This is a genomic window from Halomonas sp. HK25 (assembly GCF_047795635.1).
Lineage (GTDB): Bacteria > Pseudomonadota > Gammaproteobacteria > Pseudomonadales > Halomonadaceae > Halomonas.
The window spans coordinates 1,264,692-1,281,855 of sequence record NZ_CP181044.1; the positions used below are offsets into that span (position 1 = coordinate 1,264,692).

A 17,164-nucleotide genomic window follows, 5' to 3' on the forward strand; every position below is an offset into this window, starting at 1 on the left:
TCTGGTGCGACCTGTTTCCCTTGGTGCAGTAGATTGCACCATGCTGGTGCGCTGGTGCGAGTGTGAAGTTCCCGCGCCGATCCCCGGGTGCCGGCCACCGATCACCGGCTACCAGTTTGCGCATGAGAACATGCAGGGCTATGGCCATCCTCGCGGCCTGGCACGCCCTGTGCATTGCTTTGGCAGAAGAGTGATCTGACTGTCTGCCCGGGAGCTGCCCATGACCGATTCACGCACCACGCCGGATGCCGGCCTCGACGCGGCTCTCACTCCGCGACTGCTGTTCACCGACCTCGACGGCTCGCTGCTCGATCACCACAGCTACGACTGGAGCCCCGCCAGACCCTGGCTGGCCCGGTTACGGCAGCTGGGCGTGGCGGTTATCCCGGTGACCAGCAAGACCCGCAGCGAGATCGTGCCGCTGCGCCGCGAGCTGGGCCTGACCGACACCCCCTTCATCGCCGAGAACGGCGCCGTGGTGGGCCTGCCGCCAGCCTGGTGCCATGCCCGGCTGGACCGCCTTGGCCCCGATGGCCTGGGCATCCGCACCCTGGGCGTGGACATCGGCTTCGTGCGCAAGCGCCTCGCGATATGGCGCGAGCGCCTCGGCGTGCGCTTCACCACCATGAGCGAGATGACCCTGGACGAGCTCGTTGCCTTCACCGGCTTGTCAGAGCCCGAGGCGCGCCTGGCGCGCATGCGCGAGGGCAGCGAACCGCTGGTCTGGGAGGACGACGAGGCGCGGCTCGAGGGCTTCCGCGAGGGGCTCGCCGGCGACGGCCTGCAGCTGGTGCGCGGCGGTCGCTTCTGGCACGCCACCGGCACCTCCCACAAGGGCAGCGCGGTGAGCTGGCTGATCTCGCGCTGCGAGGCGCTGCGCGGCCGCCGGCCGTTGACCCTGGCGCTGGGCGACGGCCCCAACGACATCTCCATGCTGGAGGCGGTGGACCAGGCGGTGGTGATCCGCGGCTGCCACGGCCTGGACGTGTCGCCGGCCCAGCCGTCGCTCTACCGCAGCGAGGCCACGGGGCCCGCCGGCTGGGCCGAGGGGGTGGCCTACTGGTGGGGGCGAGCTGACCGCCGGGTGATTCCGGCGGCGCTCAGGAATGAGCCGGCAGCGGCAGGGGAGGCGGTGGCATGAGCGATTTTCACCAGAACGGTATCATCACCGATTTTCACAACCTCACCCGCCGGCCGGTGGCGGCCCTGGAGGCGGAGCTCTGCGAGTTCGGCCGGCGCCGGCCGATGAGCCTGATCCTGCCCTCGCTCTACTCGGAGCTGGAGGGGCCGGCGCTGGCCCATATTGTCGAGGCGCTGGCCGAGGTGCCCTATCTCGCCGAGGTAGTGATCGGACTCGACCGGGCCGACCGCGCGCAGTTCCTGCACGCCCGACAGTTCTTCGCCCGCCTGCCCCAGCGCCATCGTATCCTGTGGAACGACGGCCCGCGGCTGCGGGCGCTGGATGCGGAGCTGGAGGGCCATGGCCTCTCTCCCCAGGAGCCCGGCAAGGGGCGAAACGTCTGGTTCTGCGCCGGCTTCGTGCAGGCCTCGGCCCGCGGCGCGGTGGTGGGGCTTCACGACTGCGACATCCTCACCTACGATCGGGGCCTGCTGGCGCGGCTCTTCTATCCCGTGGCCCACCCCCACTTCAACTACGAGTTCTGCAAGGGCTACTACCCGCGCATCGCCGACGGTAAGCTCAACGGCCGAGTGTCGCGGCTGATGGTCACTCCACTGCTGCGGGCGCTCAAGCAGATGCACGGGCCGCTGCCCTACCTCCAGTACCTGGACAGCTACCGCTACCCTCTCTCCGGCGAGTTCGCCATGCGCGCCGAGGTGCTCGACGGTATCCGCATCCCGGCGGACTGGGGCCTGGAGATCGGCGTGCTCTCCGAGGTTCACCGCAACCACTCCACCAAGCGGCTGTGCCAGGTGGACCTGGCCGATTGCTACGACCACAAGCACCAGCCGGTCTCGGAGGAGGACGCCTCGGCCGGGCTCAACCGCATGAGCCTGGACATCGCCAAGGCGCTCTACCGCAAGCTGGCCACCCAGGGCGTGACCTTCAGCGGCGAGGGGTTCCGCACCCTCAAGGCCACCTACTACCGCCTGGCGCTGGACCTGATCGAGGCCTACCACCATGACGCGGTGATGAACGGCCTGGCCCTGGACCGCCACGCCGAGGAGCGAGCCGTGGAGCTGTTCGCCGCCAACCTGCTGGAGGCGGGCAACGCCTTCCTCGACAATCCCGGCGAGCGCCCCTTCATCCCCAGCTGGAACCGGGTGCGCTCGGCCATCCCCGACCTCTTGAGCCGCCTCCACGACGCCGTGGAGGCAGACAACGATCCCCGGGCTACGCCCGGAGCTTGAAGCTGGAAGAGCGCCGCTTCGCGGCTGGAAGCTGGAAGAAAAACCTTGACACTGGGTTGGGTGGTAACAAGCTTCCAGCTTACGGCTTCTGCACCAGCCACAGGGTGCGGTAGGGGGCGAGGCTCTCCTCGCCGGCCCAGGGCGCACCCTCCAGCAGATCGAACCACTCGCCCTCGGCCAGCGCCGCTACCGCCAGCGGCTGGCGCTCGTCGCTGACGTTATGGATCGCCAACAGGCGCCGGCCGCTGGTCAGCGGGCCGCGCTCCAGCACCAGCAGCGCCGGCGTCGAGGGCAGCACCCGCTGGGGGGCGTCGGGGTGGAAGCAAGGTTCGGCGCGGCGAATGGCCAGGCGTCGCTTGAGCGCCAGGAACACCTCCCGGGTGGGGGTGTTGCGGCTATCGAGCAACTCATCGAGCTCATCCAGGCGCCAGCGGCGCCGATTGATGGAGCGCAGCCGACCGCTGCGCTCCACCCCTTCCAGGTCGTTGAGGGTCCCGGTCAGGCAGTGCAGGTAGAGTGCCGGGATGCCCTGCAGGGCCAGCATCAGGTGCTGGCTGCACAGGAAGCGCTCGATCTGCCAGGGGTCCCGGCCACGCCGGGTGCCCTGCATGGCATCGAACCAGGTGATATTGATCTCGTAGGGGGTGTCCTCGCCATCGGGACGGCGGCGCATGCTGACGAAGCCGCCGAAGCGGTGCATCAGTTCCAGCAACGCCTCGATCTCGTGGGCGGGCAGCCAGCCTTCCAGGGGGCGCACCCCGATGCCGTCGTGGCTGGCGGTGAAGTTGAGGTAGCTGCAGCCGGGCGGAAGCCTCGGCAGGCTGCTGATCCAGCTGGCCAGCAGGGTAGCGTCGCCGCCGGTCAGGGTGTGCAGCACCAGCGGTGGCAGCGAGAACTGGTAGACCAGGTGCGCCTCGTTGGGTGGGTTGGTGGCTGAAAGACGTTCTAGACCAAAGTAGCTGAGGTTCTCGTGGTGGGGCACGTTGGTCTCGGTGAGCAGCAGGGTGCCCGGCGCCACATGGTCGACCACGGCGCGCAGCAGGCGTACCACCTCGTGTGTCTGGGGCAGGTGAATGCATGGGGTGCCGACCTCCTTCCACAGGTAGGCGATGGCGTCCAGGCGGATGATGCGGGCGCCCTGGGAGAGGTAGAAGAGCAGGATGCCGATGAACTCCAGCAGCACGTCGGGGTTGGCGAAGTTCAGGTCGATCTGGTCCTCGGAGAAGGTCGCCCACAGGTAGCGGGTGCCACGGCGGGTGGGCACCGGCACCAGCAGCGGCGAGCTGCGCGGACGCACCACCGCGGTGAGGTCGGTCTCCGGATCCATCTCGATGAAGTAGTCCCGCCCCGGTTGGCTGCCGGTCAGGTAGTCGACGAACCACAGCGATTCCCGGGAGACGTGGTTGAGCACCAGGTCCACCGCCAGGTCGCAACGCTCGGCCAGGGCTCGCACCTGGGGCCAGTCGCCCAGCGCCGGGTCCACCTCGCGGTAGTGGATCACCGAGAAACCGTCGTCGCTGCTCCAGGGGAAGAAGGGCAGCACATGCACGCCGCTGAAGGTGTCGGGCAGTCGCGCATCGAGGAACTCGCCCAGCACCTCGAGGGGCGCGCGCTCGCCGTCGAGCAGGCTGTCACCGTAGCTGATCAGCCACTGGTCCCGCTCGCTCCAGAGCGGCACGGCGACGTCATCCCGGGAGGGGGGCGGCGGTGCCTGGTGGTCGAGCAGCGTCTGCAGACGGCGCAGCACCTCGTCGGCGCGGGGGCCGTAGATGATCGCGAGGTGCTCATGGGCGCGGCGGCGGAAGGCCGCGGCGTCCAGCGGCGTGGCAACAGAAGGGGTAAAGGTCGGGCGGTCTGACATGGGCGGGCTCCCTGGTCGTTCGGGCGTTACCCGATTGATGCAGGGAGCGTGCCAGCTTTCCTGCCCCGGATCAGAACAGGCTCATTCGCTCCATCACCTTGTCGCGACGGATCAGCCAGTGAAAGAGGGCGCCGGCGATATGCAGGGTCACCAGGCCGAGGATCGCCCAGCCCAGCCAGCCATGCCATTCGAACAGCCGCTCCGACAGCGCCTCGTTCACGGGAACCACGCCGGGCAGATGCCAGTACAGGAACTGCACTGGAAAGTCGCCGCTGGCGGTGGCGGCCCAGCCCAGCATCGGCTGGGCCAGCAGTGCCAGGTAGAGCAGATGGTGCACCGCCGTGCTCAGAATACGCTGGAAGGGGTGCAGCGGCGGGTCATGGTCGGGCACCACGTAGAGCAGCCGCGTTATCAGGCGCAGCGTCATCAGTGCGAGAATCGCCACGCCGAGGGACTTGTGGGCGGTATAGAGGAAGTCGGTGCCGGCGCGGCCCAGGCGCTCCATGGCCCCCTCGAAACCGAGGTACCCCAGGGTCAGGCCGCTGGCCAGTGAAAACAGCAGAACGGCGGCCACCAGCCAGTGCAGCACGCGATGAGGGTAGGCGTAGCGGTCTGTCTCCGACCTGTGGCTCTCTATCAATGACATGGGGCTCTCCTGGGAATCGAGGTGGGTCATGGCTTCAGCCTAGCCAATGCCGGGGTTGCCTGCGCCTTGACGTGGCTCATCAACGATTGCGGCCCTGACAAGCAGGGCCGCGTCGTCCATGTTGCAGGGGCTCCTGCGAGGATGCGGGTGTCACACTTCCTGGTAGAGCCGGCTGCCGGTCTTGCGGAACTTCTCCGCCTGCTCCTCCATGCCACGCTTTACCGCCTCAGCGTCGCTTTCCAGGCCGTGCTCGTTGGCACGGTCCTTGTAAGTGTCACGCACCTCCTGGCTGATCTTCATGGAGCAGAACTTGGGGCCGCACATGGAGCAGAAGTGGGCCACCTTGGCCGAGTCCTTGGGCAGGGTCTCGTCGTGGTACTCCCGGGCGGTGTCCGGGTCGAGGCCGAGGTTGAACTGGTCCTCCCAGCGGAACTCGAAGCGCGCCTTGGACAGGGCGTTGTCACGCCTTTGCGCAGCCGGATGCCCCTTGGCGAGATCCGCCGCGTGGGCGGCGATCTTGTAGGTGATGATGCCGGTCTTGACGTCATCCTTGTTGGGCAGGCCCAGGTGCTCCTTGGGGGTGACGTAGCAGAGCATGGCGCAGCCGAACCAGCCGATCATCGCCGCGCCGATGCCGGAGGTGATGTGGTCGTAGCCCGGGGCGATGTCGGTGGTCAGCGGGCCGAGGGTATAGAAGGGTGCCTCGTGGCACGCCTCGAGCTGCTTGTCCATGTTCTCCTTGATCAGATGCATGGGCACGTGGCCGGGGCCCTCGATCATCACCTGGACGTCGTGCTTCCAGGCGATCTTGGTCAGCTCGCCGAGGGTCTCGAGCTCCGCGAACTGGGCCTCGTCGTTGGCGTCGGCCACCGAGCCCGGGCGCAGGCCGTCACCGAGGGAGAAGGCGACATCGTAGCGCTTGCAGATCTCGCAGATCTCCTCGAAATGGGTGTAGAGGAAGCTCTCCCGGTGATGGAACAGGCACCACTTGGCCATGATGGAGCCGCCCCGGGAGACGATGCCGGTGACCCGCTTGGCGGTGAGCGGCACATAGCGCAGGAGTACGCCGGCGTGGATGGTGAAGTAGTCCACGCCCTGCTCGGCCTGCTCGATCAGGGTGTCGCGGAACACCTCCCAGGTGAGGTCCTCGGCCACGCCCTTGACCTTCTCCAGCGCCTGGTAGATGGGCACCGTGCCGATGGGCACCGGCGAGTTGCGGATGATCCACTCGCGGGTCTCATGGATGTTCTGCCCGGTGGAGAGGTCCATGATGGTGTCCGAGCCCCAGCGGATACCCCAGGTCATCTTGTCGACCTCGTCCTCGATGGCGGAGGTCACCGCGGAGTTGCCCAGGTTGCCGTTGATCTTCACCAGGAAGTTGCGGCCGATGATCATCGGCTCGGACTCCGGGTGGTTGATGTTGCAGGGAATGATCGCCCGGCCGGCGGCCACTTCGGCGCGCACGAACTCCGGGGTGATCTCCTCCGGCAGCTTGGCACCGAAGTTCTGGCCCGGGTGCTGGTGGCCCAGAATTCGTTCGACCTCGGCTGTCCCCAAGGCTTGTCTACGCTGATTTTCCCGGATGGCGATAAATTCCATCTCCGGGGTGATGATCCCCTGGCGGGCATAGTGCAGCTGGGTGACGTTTCCTGCCCGACCATCTTTTCTAGGGAGTGCACGCCGTGGTGTGCGGGTCAGGTCGAAGCGCAGCGGGGCAAGCGTCGGGTCGTTGGCACGGCGCCGGCCGTACTCGGAGGTGGGGCCGTCGAGGAACTCGGTGTCGCCGCGTTCCTCGATCCAGGCGCGGCGCAGCTCGGGCAGCCCTTTGCGCAGGTCGATCTCGGCCACGGGGTCGGTGTAGGGGCCGGAGGTGTCGTAGACCAGCAGCGGCGGGTTCTCCTCATCGGCGCCGGAGGTCGTCGTCGGCGACAGCGAGATCTCTCGGAAGGGCACCCGGATATCGGGGCGCGAGCCCTCGATGTAGATCTTGCGCGAGCCGGGCAGCGGTTGGATGGCGGCTTCGTCGACCTTGGCGGTCTCGGCGAGGAAGTGGGCGGTCTTGCTCATTCGGGGAACCTCGGTGTTGTTGGGGAGGGGGTAGGCCGTGAGTCGTGAGTCGTGAGTCGTGAGTGGTGAGTGTTGAGTCGTGAGTGGTGAGTAGTGAGTAGTGAGTCGCCGTCAGTCCGCGCGGTCCAGCCCCATCTGCCAGAAGTCGATCTCGAGCCGGGTGGCGTCGCGGAACACCTGGGTGAGCTCGGCGAAGCGCGCCGGGGTGACGTCGGCCAGGCGGGCGTCGAGCCAGGCCTCCTCGGCGCGGCGGGCGGCCTGGAATTCCTCGCTCTCGTACATGGCGATCCAGGCGTCATAGGGGTTGGCGTCACCGCGCAGCGTCTCGGCGCGGGCGTTGATCCAGTCGGCGATCTCGCCATAGCCCACCAGGCAGGGAGCCAGGGCCACATGCAGGTCGAGCAGGTCGCCGCGGTTGCCGGTGTCCAGCACATAGCGGGTGTAGGCCATGGTGGCGCGGGCCTCGGGCAGGGCGGCAAGCTCCTCCTCGGAGATGCCCCACTCGCGGCAGAAGCCAACGTGGAGGCCGAGTTCGAGATCGACGATCGCCTTGAGGCCCTCATGGGCCTGGCGCAGGTCGGCCAGGGTGCGGCTCTTGTAGGCGGCCAGCGCATAGGCGCGGGCGAAGTGGATCAGGAACAGGTAGTCCTGCTTCAGGTAGTGACGGAAAGCGCTCTCGTCGAGGGTGCCATCGCCGAGGCCAAGCACGAACGGATGCTCGATATAGGCGCGCCAGTCGTCCTGGCAGGCGGCGGTCAGGTCGCTGAAGCGATAGCCCATGGTCTCTCTCCGAAGCTGAAAGGCGATCCGGAGAGCGGGCAAGGAAGGGAGTGGGGCCTGGGGGGAGCGCTACGCGAGGGTAGCCGGGGCCGCCGCTTGATTCCTACGCCGGTACTAACCGGATCAGGTTCAACGGGACCAGCGCTTGGGTACTGCCCATTTCTGGAGAGCCCCTGCGCTATCTCAGCCGGAATTCACCGGCACCCCGTCAAGCGAATGTTAACTCTAGCAGCCCCGGGGGCATTTGCCAGCCCCGAGTATCACCGGTGACGGGAGAGCCAGCGCACGTCCACGGCGAAGGAGCCGGCTAGCCCCGCCAGGGCGGTGGCCACGAGCCAGCCGGCCAGCATATCGGGCGTGGCCGGCAGCAGGGCGAGCATCAGTGCCGCGACCTGCCACACGCAGACCGCCTTGCGCCGGAAACTCTCGGGAAGGTCGGCGGCGAGCCAGGGCCAGACCCAGCTCGCCGCCACAAAGGCGTAGCGCATGGCGCCGATGGCCAGCACCCAGGGCCCGACGCGATCCAGCTGCAACAGGGCCAGGCAGAGCACCAGGAGGAAGAAGGCGTCGAGCTCCATGTCGAAGAGCGCGCCCAGGGCGCTCGCACTGCCGGTGCGTCGGGCCACCCAGCCGTCCACGCCGTCCAGGGTCAGGGCGACCAGTGCCAGGACGAAGAGCCACTCCCCTTGGGCGGCCAGCAGTTCGGGGTCGGCCAGGGCACCGGCCAGCAGGGCCACCAGTACGGCCCGCGCCAGGGTGATCCGGTTGGCCGGGCCGAGCCCCGCCTGGGGCCAGGACCCGCGCCTGAGGGCGCGCCACAGCAGGGTCGCCATGCCCAGGTAGCTGGCCAGGGCCAGCGTTGCCACCCACGGGGAGACGCCCGCTCCTGCCCTGCTCGTCAAAAGCCCCATTAGCACCAACAGCCCCAGCAGGGCGACGGCCCCGAGGGCCATCTCCATGACCAGGCGCCACGGCCGCGCCGCGCCGGCTGGGGCATCGCTGAGAGGGTGCTGCGAGACAGGAGAGGGCATAGGGGCTCCCGGGTGGTTGTCGATAGCCACTGTCGAACGTCATGGTGGCGAGGCATTGCCGCTATGCTGAGCCTCAGGGACTCTGATCATTACCTTAGCAGTCGGGCCCTGCGTTCGGCTGCCGGGAGGGCCACCGGCATCGATAGGGTTGTTCATATCTGGATAAGTGTACCATTATTGTAGAAGTATTATCGTTTCCCCTTGCTGCTGGAGCCTGCATGTCCGTTAATACTGCCACCGCCTTCTGGACCCTGGCCCCGGGTCACGGCGCACTGCGCCAGGAGCCGCTACCCGCCCCCAGCGAAGGGGAGGTGCGGGTCAGGGCCCTGTTCGGCGCCGTCAGCCGCGGCACCGAGGCGCTGGTGTTCCAGGGGCGAGTGCCCGAGAGCGAGTGGCAGCGCATGCGCGCGCCCTTCCAGGCCGGGGACTTCCCCTGGCCGGTGAAGTACGGCTACGTCAGCGTGGGGGTGGTCGAGGCCGGTTCCGTCGAGTTACTGGGCCGGGAGGTGTTCTGCCTGTACCCCCACCAGGATCGCTATGTGGTGCCCGCCGCCGCGGTCACGCCTTTGCCACCGGGACTGCCGGCGGCCCGGGCGGTGCTCGCCGCCAATATGGAGACCGCGATCAACGGCTGCTGGGACGCCGAGCCCCGGGTCGGCGACCGTATCGCGGTGATTGGGGCCGGCGTGGTCGGCGCCCTGGTGGCCTGGCTCTGTGCGGCCATCCCCGGCACTCGGGTCTGCCTGGTGGACATCTCGCCGGGACGGGCCGAGCTCGCCCGCGAGTTGGGCGTCGACTTCCGCCTGGCCGACCAGGCGCCGGCCGACAATGACCTGGTGGTCCACGCCAGCGGCAATCCCGAGGGGCTGTGCCAGGCGCTGGCGCTGGCCGGCGACGAGGCGCGGGTGGTGGAGATGAGCTGGTACGGTGATCGCGAGGCGAGCCTGCCGCTGGGGGAGGCCTTCCACTCCCGGCGATTGCGCCTGATCGGCAGCCAGGTGGGCCGCCTGCCCGCCGAGCGCACACCGCGCTGGGACCATCGCCGCCGCCTGGCGCTGGCGCTGGACCTGCTGCGCGACCCTTGCCTCGATGCGCTGATCAGCGGCGAGAGCGACTTCCATGAACTCCCCGCCCTGATGCCGCGGCTCGCCGCCGGGGCGGGCGAGGTGCTCTGCCACCGTCTGCGCTACTCCGTGCCTTACTGATTCGACGCCTGACTGATTTGACGCCCGACGACTGGAGCCCTGACATGTACCGACTCACCGTTCGCGACCACTTCATGATCGCCCACAGCTTTCGCGGCGAGATCTTCGGGCCTGCCCAGCGCACCCATGGCGCCACCTACGTGGTGGATGTCACCTTTCAGCGCCGCGAGCTCGACGACCACGACCTGGTGGTCGATATCGGCCTGGCCGGCGAGGCGCTCAAGGCGGTGCTCGGCGAGTTCAACTTCCAGAACCTCGATGAGCTGCCGGAGTTCCAGGGGCGCAACACCACCACCGAGTTCATGGCCCGGGTGGTCTTCGAGCGCCTGGCCACGGCGATCCAGCTCGGCAAGCTGGGGGAGGGCGCCAGCGGGCTCGAGGCCATGACCGTGGCCCTCCACGAGTCCCACATCGCCTCGGCGAGCTTCGAGGGCGCACTGTAATGGCAGAAGCGCTGACGCTGATTGTGGCCGGCGACCCCGACCAGCTCACCGGCGGCTACGTCTACGACGCGCGCATCGTCGCGGCGATGCGGGCCCGCGGCCGGGCCGTCGAGGTGGTGGGGCTCGAGGGCCGCTTCCCCGAGCCCGACGACCTGGCACGGCAGAGCATGGCCCGGTCCCTCGCGACGCTGCCGGACGGCGCCCGCGTGGTGATCGACGGGCTCGCCATGGGCGGCCTCCCCGAAGTGATCGCCCCCCACGCCGACCGCCTGGCGATCATCGCCCTGATCCACCACCCGCTGGCCGACGAGACGGGACTCGACGAGGCGAGCCGCCGGCACCTGATCGACAGCGAGACCCGCGCGCTGGCGCTTGCCCGGCGTGTCATCGTCACCAGCCGCTTTACGGCCCGTGGCCTCGACCGATTCGGCGTGGAGGCCGCCCGGCTCTCCGTGGTGGAGCCCGGCGTCGAGCCGGCACCGCTTGCCGCCAGCGCCCTGGACCTCGAATCCCCGGGACCCCGCCGCCTGCTCTGCGTGGCGACCCTGATCCCGCGCAAGGGCCATGACGTCCTGCTGGAGGCGCTGGCCGGGCTGCAGGACCGTGACTGGACCCTCGAGGCCATCGGCAGCCATGAGCGAGACCCCGACCACGCGGCCCGGCTGTTAGTGACCGCACAACGGTACGGCCTGGCGGAGCGCATCCTCTGGGGCGGGGAGCGAGACGCCGCCGGCCTGGCCGCCGCCTACCACCGGGCCGAGCTCTTCGTGCTCCCCTCGCGCTACGAGGGCTATGGCATGGTGGTCACCGAGGCGCTTTCCCGGGGCTTGCCGGTGCTCACCACCACCGGCGGCGCACTGATCGATACCCTGCCGCCAGCGGCCGGCCTGGCCGTGCCCCCCGACGATACCGGCGCCCTGACTGACGTCCTGGCCGACTGGCTCGACGACGCCGAGTTGCGTCGCCGGCTGCGGCGCGGCGCCCGGGAGGCCCGCGAAGATCTGGTCGACTGGCAGCAGGCCGGCGACCGCTTCCTGGCCGCGCTGGATGCCCTGTCCGAGGAGATGCCGCGATGAATGCGCCCGAATCCGATCGGCTTGCCGCCGGTGCACCTTCCCCCCGGGAGCGCTTCAGCCCCGACTGGCTCTCCCGCCGCGAGTGGCTCGACGCCCGCTCGCGCAGCCACCGCCTGACCGGCCGGGCCGCCGACTGGCTCGCCGCCCGGCCCGGGGGGCATGGCGGCCCTTATGGCATCGTCGACCTGGGCTGCGGCAGCGGTAGCAACCTGCGCTTCCTGGCGCCGCGGCTGCCCGGGCCCCAGCGCTGGCGGCTGGTCGATCATGATCCGTCGCTGCTGGCCCTGGCCCGCCGGCAAGGGGCGACCCTGCGCGACGCGATCGGCGAGCGGCTGGTCATCGAGGCCTGCTGCCGCGACCTTTCACCGGTGGATGATGCCTTGATGGCGGACGCCGACCTGGTGGTGGCCTCGGCGCTGTTCGATCTGGTGTCGCGTTCCTGGGTCGAATCGCTGGTGACGGCCTGTGTGGCGCGCCGCCAGGCGCTGCTGTTCACCCTCAGCGTGGACGGTGACTGGGCCTTCCTCGACGCCGCGGGGCAGCGTATCGAGGACGAAGAGGATATCGCGGTCCGTACGCTCTTCCAGGCTCACCAGCGCCGCGACAAGGGGCTCGGCCCGGCGCTGGGCGGCGAGGCGCCCGCCGTGCTGGTCGCGGCGATGGCCGCCACCGGCTATCGCGTGGAGAGTGCGGCCACGCCCTGGCATCTCGCCGCCGGCGAGAGTGAGCTGCTGCCGCTGGCCGAACCGCTGGTGCAGGGCTGGCACGACGCCGCACTGGCCCAGGCCCCGGAAGAGCAGCCACTCCTCGAGCGCTGGCGCGCAAGCCGGCTGGACGGCCTCGCCGCGGGTGAGCTGGGGCTGACCGTGGGGCATCGCGACCTGCTGGCCCTGCCGCCGCTGCTACCCGGAGGCGCCTGAGCATGGCCCTGTCTCCGCAAGAGCCCGTACGAGAGCCCCGGCGAGTGTCCAGAAGAGCGCTGCGCCCGCTGGTCGGGCTTTCGCTGCTCGGCGGGCTTGTCTGGTGGCTGGAGCCGGGGGCGATCCTCGCCCAGGTGCAGCGGCTCTCGCCGGGCTGGGCCCTGCTGGCCTTGGCCCTGACCCTGCCGCCCCTGGCACTCAGCGCCTGGCGTTGGCGGCTGACCGCGCGCCTGCTGGGGCTGTCGCTGGGTTTCCGCCGGGCCCTGCGGGAGTACTACCAGGCACTGTTCCTCAACCAGGTCCTGCCGGGCGGCGTGGCCGGCGATGCCGCCCGGGCCTGGCGTCACTCCCGTGACAGCGGTCGTCGCGGCGGCGCCTGGCGCGCGGTAATCATCGAGCGTGCCTCCGGCCAGCTGGCCATGGCCCTGCTGACCCTCGCGGTGCTCGCGGCCTCGCCGCTCTGGCATGAGCTGATGGCACGGGGCGTCAAGGCAGTGGCCGCGTCGGGCTGGTTGCCGGCCGGGATCGCGGCCGTGCTGCTGCTGGTCCCGTTGGGCTGGCAACTGGCCAGGCACCCGCCGGCGGCCCTGGTCGGCCTCGGCAGTGACCTGCGGCGCAGCCTGCTGGCCGCCTCGGTGTGGCCGAAGCAACTCGCCGGCTCGCTGCTGGTGGTGATCAGCTATGCGCTGGTGTTTGTCTGCGCCGCCCGGGCGATCGGCGTCGAGCTGCCGCTGGGCACCCTGCTGGCGTTGGTGCCTCCGGTGCTGCTGGCGATGCTGATCCCCCTCTCCCTGGCCGGCTGGGGCGTGCGCGAGGGCGCCGCCGCGCTGGTCTGGGGGCTTGCCGGGCTGCCGCCGGCCCAGGGGGTGGCGGTCTCCATGGCCTATGGGGTGGTGGTGCTGGTGGCGAGCCTGCCCGGTGGCCTGGTGCTGCTGCGTCGGGTGGCCCGAGCGGCACCCGTCAACGTTGCCAGCGGTCGCGATGGCTCAGGCCCCGGGGGCTCAGGTGAGGGGGGCGTCAAGCACGAGATCAAACAGGGTGTCGTCACCGCAGCGGAAGGTCCGCGACGCGGGACGGCGCGCCTCCTGCAGGGTGGCGATGGGCGTCATGGCGAGTCCCGGCCGGCCGGAGCCGATCAGCAGCGGCGCCATCAGCAGGTGCAGCCGATGCAGCACGCCGGCCTCGAGGAAGCGCGACACCGTGATGCCGCCGCCCTCGATCAGCACCCGGGTGAGACCCTGGGCGGCCAGGGCATCGAGCACGACCTTGGGGGCGAAGCCGCCCCCGGCCAGCGGCAGCGCCAGGCGCTGGACATGATCCCCCGCCGGGCCTTCCGGGCTCGCCCCTTCGCCATGCAGGTGCAGGGTAGGCGCTTCCGCGTCGCGCAGCAGGAGCCGGTCCGGTGTTACCCGGCCGCGGGGGTCGAGGATCACCCGCACCGGGTGGGGGCCGGTGACGTGGCGCACCGTCAGGCGCGGATCGTCCTCACAGGCGGTGCCGGCGCCGACCACCACGGCATCCATCAGGGCGCGCAGCCGGTGCAGGTGCACCAGGCTCTGTGGCCCGTTGATGAAGTGGGAGTGCCCGCTCTCGGTGGCGATGCGCCCGTCCAGGCTCTGGCCGAGCTGGGCGATGGCCAGCCGGCCGCGCCGGGTGGCCAGCGGGACCAGGCAGTCGAGCAGCTCGCCGGCCTCCGGCGCGACGGGGTGTTCTGCCTGCCAGCCGGCCGGGGAGAGGCGCAGGCCGGACACCGCCGCGGCCTCACCGTCCGGGTGGGCGGCATGGACGAGGGCCTGCCAGGCTTGATCAATGGACAGCGTCGGGTCAGTGTCGCCCATGGGGCCTCCTGTCGGGGAGCTGGCTGCCATCATGCGCAGTTCTCCGGCGCGACGCAAAGCGCCTCGATACCACCAGGAGAGAGCGATGCATCAGGTTGAACGGGCCATCTTCGATCTGCGACGCGGGTTGCCGGTACTGATTGTCGCCGGCGAGTCCAGGGTGCTGGTCCAGGCCATCGAGGGGGCCGCCCAGGCGGCTGCCTCGCGGCTGGGCGAGCTGGCCGGCACCACGCCGGCGCTGGTGCTGAGCCGACACCGCTTGGAGATCCTCGGTGCAAGGGGCGCCGACGAGGCGGCCCGGTTGCCGCTGCCTGCCGGGCTGGCGTCTCGCCGCCTGGAGGCCCTGGCCTTCGGGGCCACGCCGGCGGCGAGCCTCGGCCAGGCGGGGCTGGACGAGTGCCGGGCGGCCCTGGAGGCGGCAGAGGCCGTCGACCTGGCCGCCCTGGCGCTGATGCGCCGGGCGCTGCTGATTCCCTCGGCGCTGGTGGCGCGGGTCGCCGAGGGGCAGGAGTCGGTGGTCGCGGCGGCGGTGGCCGACGGCACCCTGCTGGCGGTGAAGGCCGAGCAGGCGGCGCGCTGCCTGGACGGCGCCCGCGGCATGCTGCGCCGGGTCAGCGAGGCCCACATTCCCCTGGCCGATGCCTTCGAGTGCCGCTTCATCCTGTTCCGCGAGCCCGACGGGCTGCGCGAGCACGTGGCGGTGGTGATCGGCGACCCGACCCTGGACGCGCCGGCGGTGCCCGTGCCGCTGCGTCTGCACTCCGCCTGTCTTACCGGCGATCTGTTCGGCAGCCTGCGCTGCGACTGCGGCGAGCAGCTGCGCAACGCCGTGGCCGAGATCGAGGCGCTGGGCGGCGGCGTGCTGCTCTACCTGGCCCAGGAGGGACGCGGGATCGGCCTGGCCAACAAGCTGCGCGCCTATACCCTCCAGGACGGTGGGCTGGACACCCTGGATGCCGACCAGATCCTCGGCTTCGGCGAGGACGAGCGGCGCTACGGGGTGGCGGTGGACATGCTGGATGCGCTGGGTATCCGCCGCGTGCAGCTGATGACCAACAACCCCCTCAAGATGGCGGCCCTGGCCGAGGGCGGTATCGAGGTAGTCGAGCGCCAGCCGCTCTATGGCACCCTCAACGACCACAACCACCGCTATCTCACCGCCAAGGCGGAGCGCGCCGGCCACCTGCTCGACGAGGTCTTCCGGGCGCGGCGCTGATCGGCGAACGACCCGAAGAAAGTCTCTTCAGGGCCCGCCGCTGATCCGCTCCAGGCGCATCGTACGGGTCTCGCGCAGGATGCGGGCGATGCGCTGGGCGTAGTGGGCCACCAGGCGGCCGCCCAGTTCGGCGGTGCCCAGGTGGGCGTTGCCGACCACCCCCTCCGGATGCAGGTCCTCGGCCAGCCAGGCGAAGGCCGCCTCACCCTCCGGGCCCAGCAGCTGGCCCTCTTCTGCCATGGCCTGGCCCCGGGAGTTCGGCTGTCCTAGCCGTTCCAGACGCACCTTCTCCGGTGCCAGGTGGCGCATCAAGGCCGTCTCCAGGGCTCCACCGTGCAGGCCGTGGCGAAGCTCCTCGGCGGGCAGTGTCGCTTCAGGTAGACCCTCCGGCAGAGGCATGCGCGTGTAGTGGGTCTTCACGACCAGCAGGCCGTGTCGGCGGCGCAGCCGCAGGGCGGCGAGGTCCATCACCGCCTTGTTGCCGCCGTGGCTGTTGAACCACACCAGGCGTTGGAAGCCGGCCCGGGCCACGGCGTCGCCGTGGGCCTCCAGAGTGGCGATGGCCAGCTCCGGCGACAGGCTCAGGGTGCCGGGGAAGCTCAGGTGCTCGTCGCTGGCGCCCACCGCCAGGGACGGCAACCGCACCAGCGGAAAGCGCGCCGGCAGCTGCGCGAGGGCGGCCGCCATCAGCCCCTCGCCGATGTCCAGATCGGTGGAGAGCGGCAGGTGGGCGCCGTGCTGCTCGATGGCGCCGAGCACCATCACCGCCACGCTCTCCCGGGGCAGGGCGGCGAGCTCCGGGGTGGTCAGGTCCTGCCAGCGGGGGAAGGCGGCAGGGATGCCGGCTGAACTCATGGGGTCGACTCCCGGGTCGTGGATTCCGAGGGCAGGGGGTTCGGGGCGGCCAGCCGCGCATAGAGGTCGCCGGAGGCGAGGCCGTCGGCGCCCCGCTCCAGCCACTCGAGGGTGGCACTCGCCGCGCGCCAGGCGGGCCAGCGGAACGCGCGGCGCTCCCCCTCGATGACATTGAAGCGATAGTCACCCAGCTCGGTCAGGCATGTCACGCACTGCTGGGCCACCTCCAGGGCGCCGGCCACGAACTCCACCGAGACGCCTTCCAGGGGGTGGGAGAGCCCCGCCAGGACCTCGGCCTCGAACCCTTCGACGTCGATCTTGCAGAAGCGCGGGGTGCCGTGCTCGGCAATCAGGGCGTCCAGGGTGGTCACCGTCACGCGCTGGCGGCCCTCCCAGCGTACGTCGCGAAAGCCGGGGTTGCGCCCGCCGATGGTGGCGCGCCACTCGTGGGCCAGGGTGGAGACGGTGGGGGTGGCATCGCTCACCGCCAGCTCCGCCTCGCCGGGGGTGGCGCCGGCGGCCCAGGGCCGCAGGGTGACCCCGGCTCGCCCGCCCACCAGCCGCACCAGGCAGCAATAGAGCCCGGGCTGGGGCTCCAGGGCCACCACCCGGGCGCCCAGTGCCTGGAAGGCTGCCGTGCGATCGCCCAGGTGGGCGCCAACGTCGAAGGCCAGATCGCCGGGCCCGACGAAGTCGGCATAGAGGCGGCGCAGCGATCGCTGCCGCCCGGGCCGCCAGTAGATGATCAGCGAGCGGGCGATGCCCATACTTCGAATGAGTCGGTGGCGAAGCGGAGTGAGACTGAGGGTCATGGCCTTCCTGTATCGAGGCTCATAGAGCCTGAGTGGGCCGCGCC

General features: G+C 70.2%; 15 protein-coding genes, 1 pseudogene and 1 riboswitch. Of the genes and pseudogenes, 8 read left to right on the forward strand and 8 right to left on the reverse strand.

The window, feature by feature from the left end:
* Positions 1–220 precede the first annotated feature (220 nt).
* The gene (locus ACM26W_RS06165) at positions 221–1,141 is read left to right on the forward strand and encodes an HAD-IIB family hydrolase (RefSeq protein WP_416139959.1); all 921 of its coding nucleotides are present in this window, start codon (positions 221–223) and stop codon (positions 1,139–1,141) included.
* Entirely contained in the window at positions 1,138–2,370 is a 1,233-nt protein-coding gene (locus ACM26W_RS06170; RefSeq protein WP_416139960.1) for a glycosyl transferase, read from the forward strand. The genes ACM26W_RS06165 and ACM26W_RS06170 overlap by 4 nt, the downstream gene beginning before the upstream one ends.
* A gap of 79 nt (positions 2,371–2,449) precedes the next feature.
* On the opposite strand, the gene ACM26W_RS06175 is transcribed toward ACM26W_RS06170, so the two are convergent.
* The 5 genes from ACM26W_RS06175 to ACM26W_RS06195 all read right to left on the reverse strand — a co-directional run bounded on the left by ACM26W_RS06175 (position 2,450) and on the right by ACM26W_RS06195 (position 8,755).
* On the reverse strand, positions 2,450–4,231 hold the full coding sequence (locus ACM26W_RS06175; protein WP_416139961.1) for a sugar phosphorylase: 1,782 nt from the start codon (positions 4,229–4,231) through the stop codon (positions 2,450–2,452).
* Between the two features lie 70 nt (positions 4,232–4,301).
* A complete protein-coding gene (locus ACM26W_RS06180; protein WP_416139962.1) occupies positions 4,302–4,877 on the reverse strand; it encodes a cytochrome b in 576 nt (191 codons plus the stop codon).
* Positions 4,878–5,027: 150 nt separating this feature from the next.
* Positions 5,028–6,944, reverse strand: coding sequence for a phosphomethylpyrimidine synthase ThiC (gene thiC / locus ACM26W_RS06185; protein WP_416139963.1), 1,917 nt, complete (start codon positions 6,942–6,944; stop codon positions 5,028–5,030).
* 111 nt (positions 6,945–7,055) lie between these two features.
* Positions 7,056–7,724: a thiaminase II gene (gene tenA, locus ACM26W_RS06190; RefSeq protein ID WP_416139964.1), complete on the reverse strand. Its 669-nt coding sequence runs from the start codon at positions 7,722–7,724 to the stop codon at positions 7,056–7,058.
* An 83-nt stretch (positions 7,725–7,807) separates the two neighbouring features.
* A riboswitch (TPP riboswitch) is annotated at positions 7,808–7,942 on the reverse strand.
* A 42-nt stretch (positions 7,943–7,984) separates the two neighbouring features.
* Positions 7,985–8,755 (reverse strand): CDP-alcohol phosphatidyltransferase family protein, encoded by a 771-nt coding sequence (locus tag ACM26W_RS06195; protein WP_416139965.1) that lies wholly within the window; start codon positions 8,753–8,755, stop codon positions 7,985–7,987.
* A 218-nt stretch (positions 8,756–8,973) separates the two neighbouring features.
* On the opposite strand from ACM26W_RS06195, the gene ACM26W_RS06200 reads away from it, so the two are divergent.
* From ACM26W_RS06200 to ACM26W_RS06220, 5 genes and pseudogenes are all read left to right on the forward strand, one after another.
* Positions 8,974–9,960: a zinc-dependent alcohol dehydrogenase gene (locus ACM26W_RS06200; RefSeq protein WP_416139966.1), complete on the forward strand. Its 987-nt coding sequence runs from the start codon at positions 8,974–8,976 to the stop codon at positions 9,958–9,960.
* Between the two features lie 44 nt (positions 9,961–10,004).
* Positions 10,005–10,403 carry a 6-pyruvoyl trahydropterin synthase family protein gene (locus ACM26W_RS06205; protein WP_416139967.1) on the forward strand — a complete coding sequence of 133 codons (399 nt, stop codon included), beginning with the start codon at positions 10,005–10,007 and terminating at the stop codon, positions 10,401–10,403.
* Entirely contained in the window at positions 10,403–11,479 is a 1,077-nt protein-coding gene (locus tag ACM26W_RS06210; protein WP_416139968.1) for a glycosyltransferase family 4 protein, read from the forward strand. Before ACM26W_RS06205 ends, ACM26W_RS06210 begins: the two co-directional genes overlap by 1 nt.
* The gene (locus ACM26W_RS06215; protein ID WP_416139969.1) at positions 11,476–12,399 is read left to right on the forward strand and encodes a methyltransferase domain-containing protein; all 924 of its coding nucleotides are present in this window, start codon (positions 11,476–11,478) and stop codon (positions 12,397–12,399) included. Before ACM26W_RS06210 ends, ACM26W_RS06215 begins: the two co-directional genes overlap by 4 nt.
* 2 nt (positions 12,400–12,401) lie before the next feature.
* Positions 12,402–13,307 (forward strand): annotated as a pseudogene (locus ACM26W_RS06220) (lysylphosphatidylglycerol synthase transmembrane domain-containing protein); the annotation flags it as partial.
* Between the two features lie 93 nt (positions 13,308–13,400).
* Here the strand turns inward: ACM26W_RS06220 and ACM26W_RS06225 are convergent.
* Positions 13,401–14,270 (reverse strand): RibD family protein, encoded by an 870-nt coding sequence (locus ACM26W_RS06225; protein WP_416140827.1) that lies wholly within the window; start codon positions 14,268–14,270, stop codon positions 13,401–13,403.
* Between the two features lie 52 nt (positions 14,271–14,322).
* On the opposite strand from ACM26W_RS06225, the gene ACM26W_RS06230 reads away from it, so the two are divergent.
* Positions 14,323–15,453, forward strand: a complete 1,131-nt coding sequence (locus ACM26W_RS06230; RefSeq protein WP_416139970.1) for a GTP cyclohydrolase II — start codon at positions 14,323–14,325, stop codon at positions 15,451–15,453.
* Between the two features lie 27 nt (positions 15,454–15,480).
* Here the strand turns inward: ACM26W_RS06230 and ACM26W_RS06235 are convergent, their stop codons facing one another.
* Positions 15,481–16,308, reverse strand: coding sequence for a creatininase family protein (locus tag ACM26W_RS06235; RefSeq protein ID WP_416139971.1), 828 nt, complete (start codon positions 16,306–16,308; stop codon positions 15,481–15,483).
* A complete protein-coding gene (locus ACM26W_RS06240) occupies positions 16,305–17,120 on the reverse strand; it encodes an FkbM family methyltransferase (RefSeq protein WP_416139972.1) in 816 nt (271 codons plus the stop codon). The genes ACM26W_RS06235 and ACM26W_RS06240 overlap by 4 nt, the downstream gene beginning before the upstream one ends.
* Between the last annotated feature and the right edge of the window lie 44 nt (positions 17,121–17,164).

What these genes read in the sequence shown, in the direction of transcription:
- ACM26W_RS06165 (WP_416139959.1), top strand. Translation starts at nt 221, where the DNA reads ATGACCGATTCACGCACCACGCCGGATGCCGGCCTCGACGCGGCTCTC.
- ACM26W_RS06170 (WP_416139960.1), top strand. Translation starts at nt 1,138, where the DNA reads ATGAGCGATTTTCACCAGAACGGTATCATCACCGATTTTCACAACCTC.
- ACM26W_RS06175 (WP_416139961.1), bottom strand. Translation starts at nt 4,231, where the DNA reads ATGTCAGACCGCCCGACCTTTACCCCTTCTGTTGCCACGCCGCTGGAC.
- ACM26W_RS06180 (WP_416139962.1), bottom strand. Translation starts at nt 4,877, where the DNA reads ATGTCATTGATAGAGAGCCACAGGTCGGAGACAGACCGCTACGCCTAC.
- thiC (WP_416139963.1), bottom strand. Translation starts at nt 6,944, where the DNA reads ATGAGCAAGACCGCCCACTTCCTCGCCGAGACCGCCAAGGTCGACGAA.
- tenA (WP_416139964.1), bottom strand. Translation starts at nt 7,724, where the DNA reads ATGGGCTATCGCTTCAGCGACCTGACCGCCGCCTGCCAGGACGACTGG.
- ACM26W_RS06195 (WP_416139965.1), bottom strand. Translation starts at nt 8,755, where the DNA reads ATGCCCTCTCCTGTCTCGCAGCACCCTCTCAGCGATGCCCCAGCCGGC.
- ACM26W_RS06200 (WP_416139966.1), top strand. Translation starts at nt 8,974, where the DNA reads ATGTCCGTTAATACTGCCACCGCCTTCTGGACCCTGGCCCCGGGTCAC.
- ACM26W_RS06205 (WP_416139967.1), top strand. Translation starts at nt 10,005, where the DNA reads ATGTACCGACTCACCGTTCGCGACCACTTCATGATCGCCCACAGCTTT.
- ACM26W_RS06210 (WP_416139968.1), top strand. Translation starts at nt 10,403, where the DNA reads ATGGCAGAAGCGCTGACGCTGATTGTGGCCGGCGACCCCGACCAGCTC.
- ACM26W_RS06215 (WP_416139969.1), top strand. Translation starts at nt 11,476, where the DNA reads ATGAATGCGCCCGAATCCGATCGGCTTGCCGCCGGTGCACCTTCCCCC.
- ACM26W_RS06225 (WP_416140827.1), bottom strand. Translation starts at nt 14,270, where the DNA reads ATGATGGCAGCCAGCTCCCCGACAGGAGGCCCCATGGGCGACACTGAC.
- ACM26W_RS06230 (WP_416139970.1), top strand. Translation starts at nt 14,323, where the DNA reads ATGCATCAGGTTGAACGGGCCATCTTCGATCTGCGACGCGGGTTGCCG.
- ACM26W_RS06235 (WP_416139971.1), bottom strand. Translation starts at nt 16,308, where the DNA reads ATGAGTTCAGCCGGCATCCCTGCCGCCTTCCCCCGCTGGCAGGACCTG.
- ACM26W_RS06240 (WP_416139972.1), bottom strand. Translation starts at nt 17,120, where the DNA reads ATGACCCTCAGTCTCACTCCGCTTCGCCACCGACTCATTCGAAGTATG.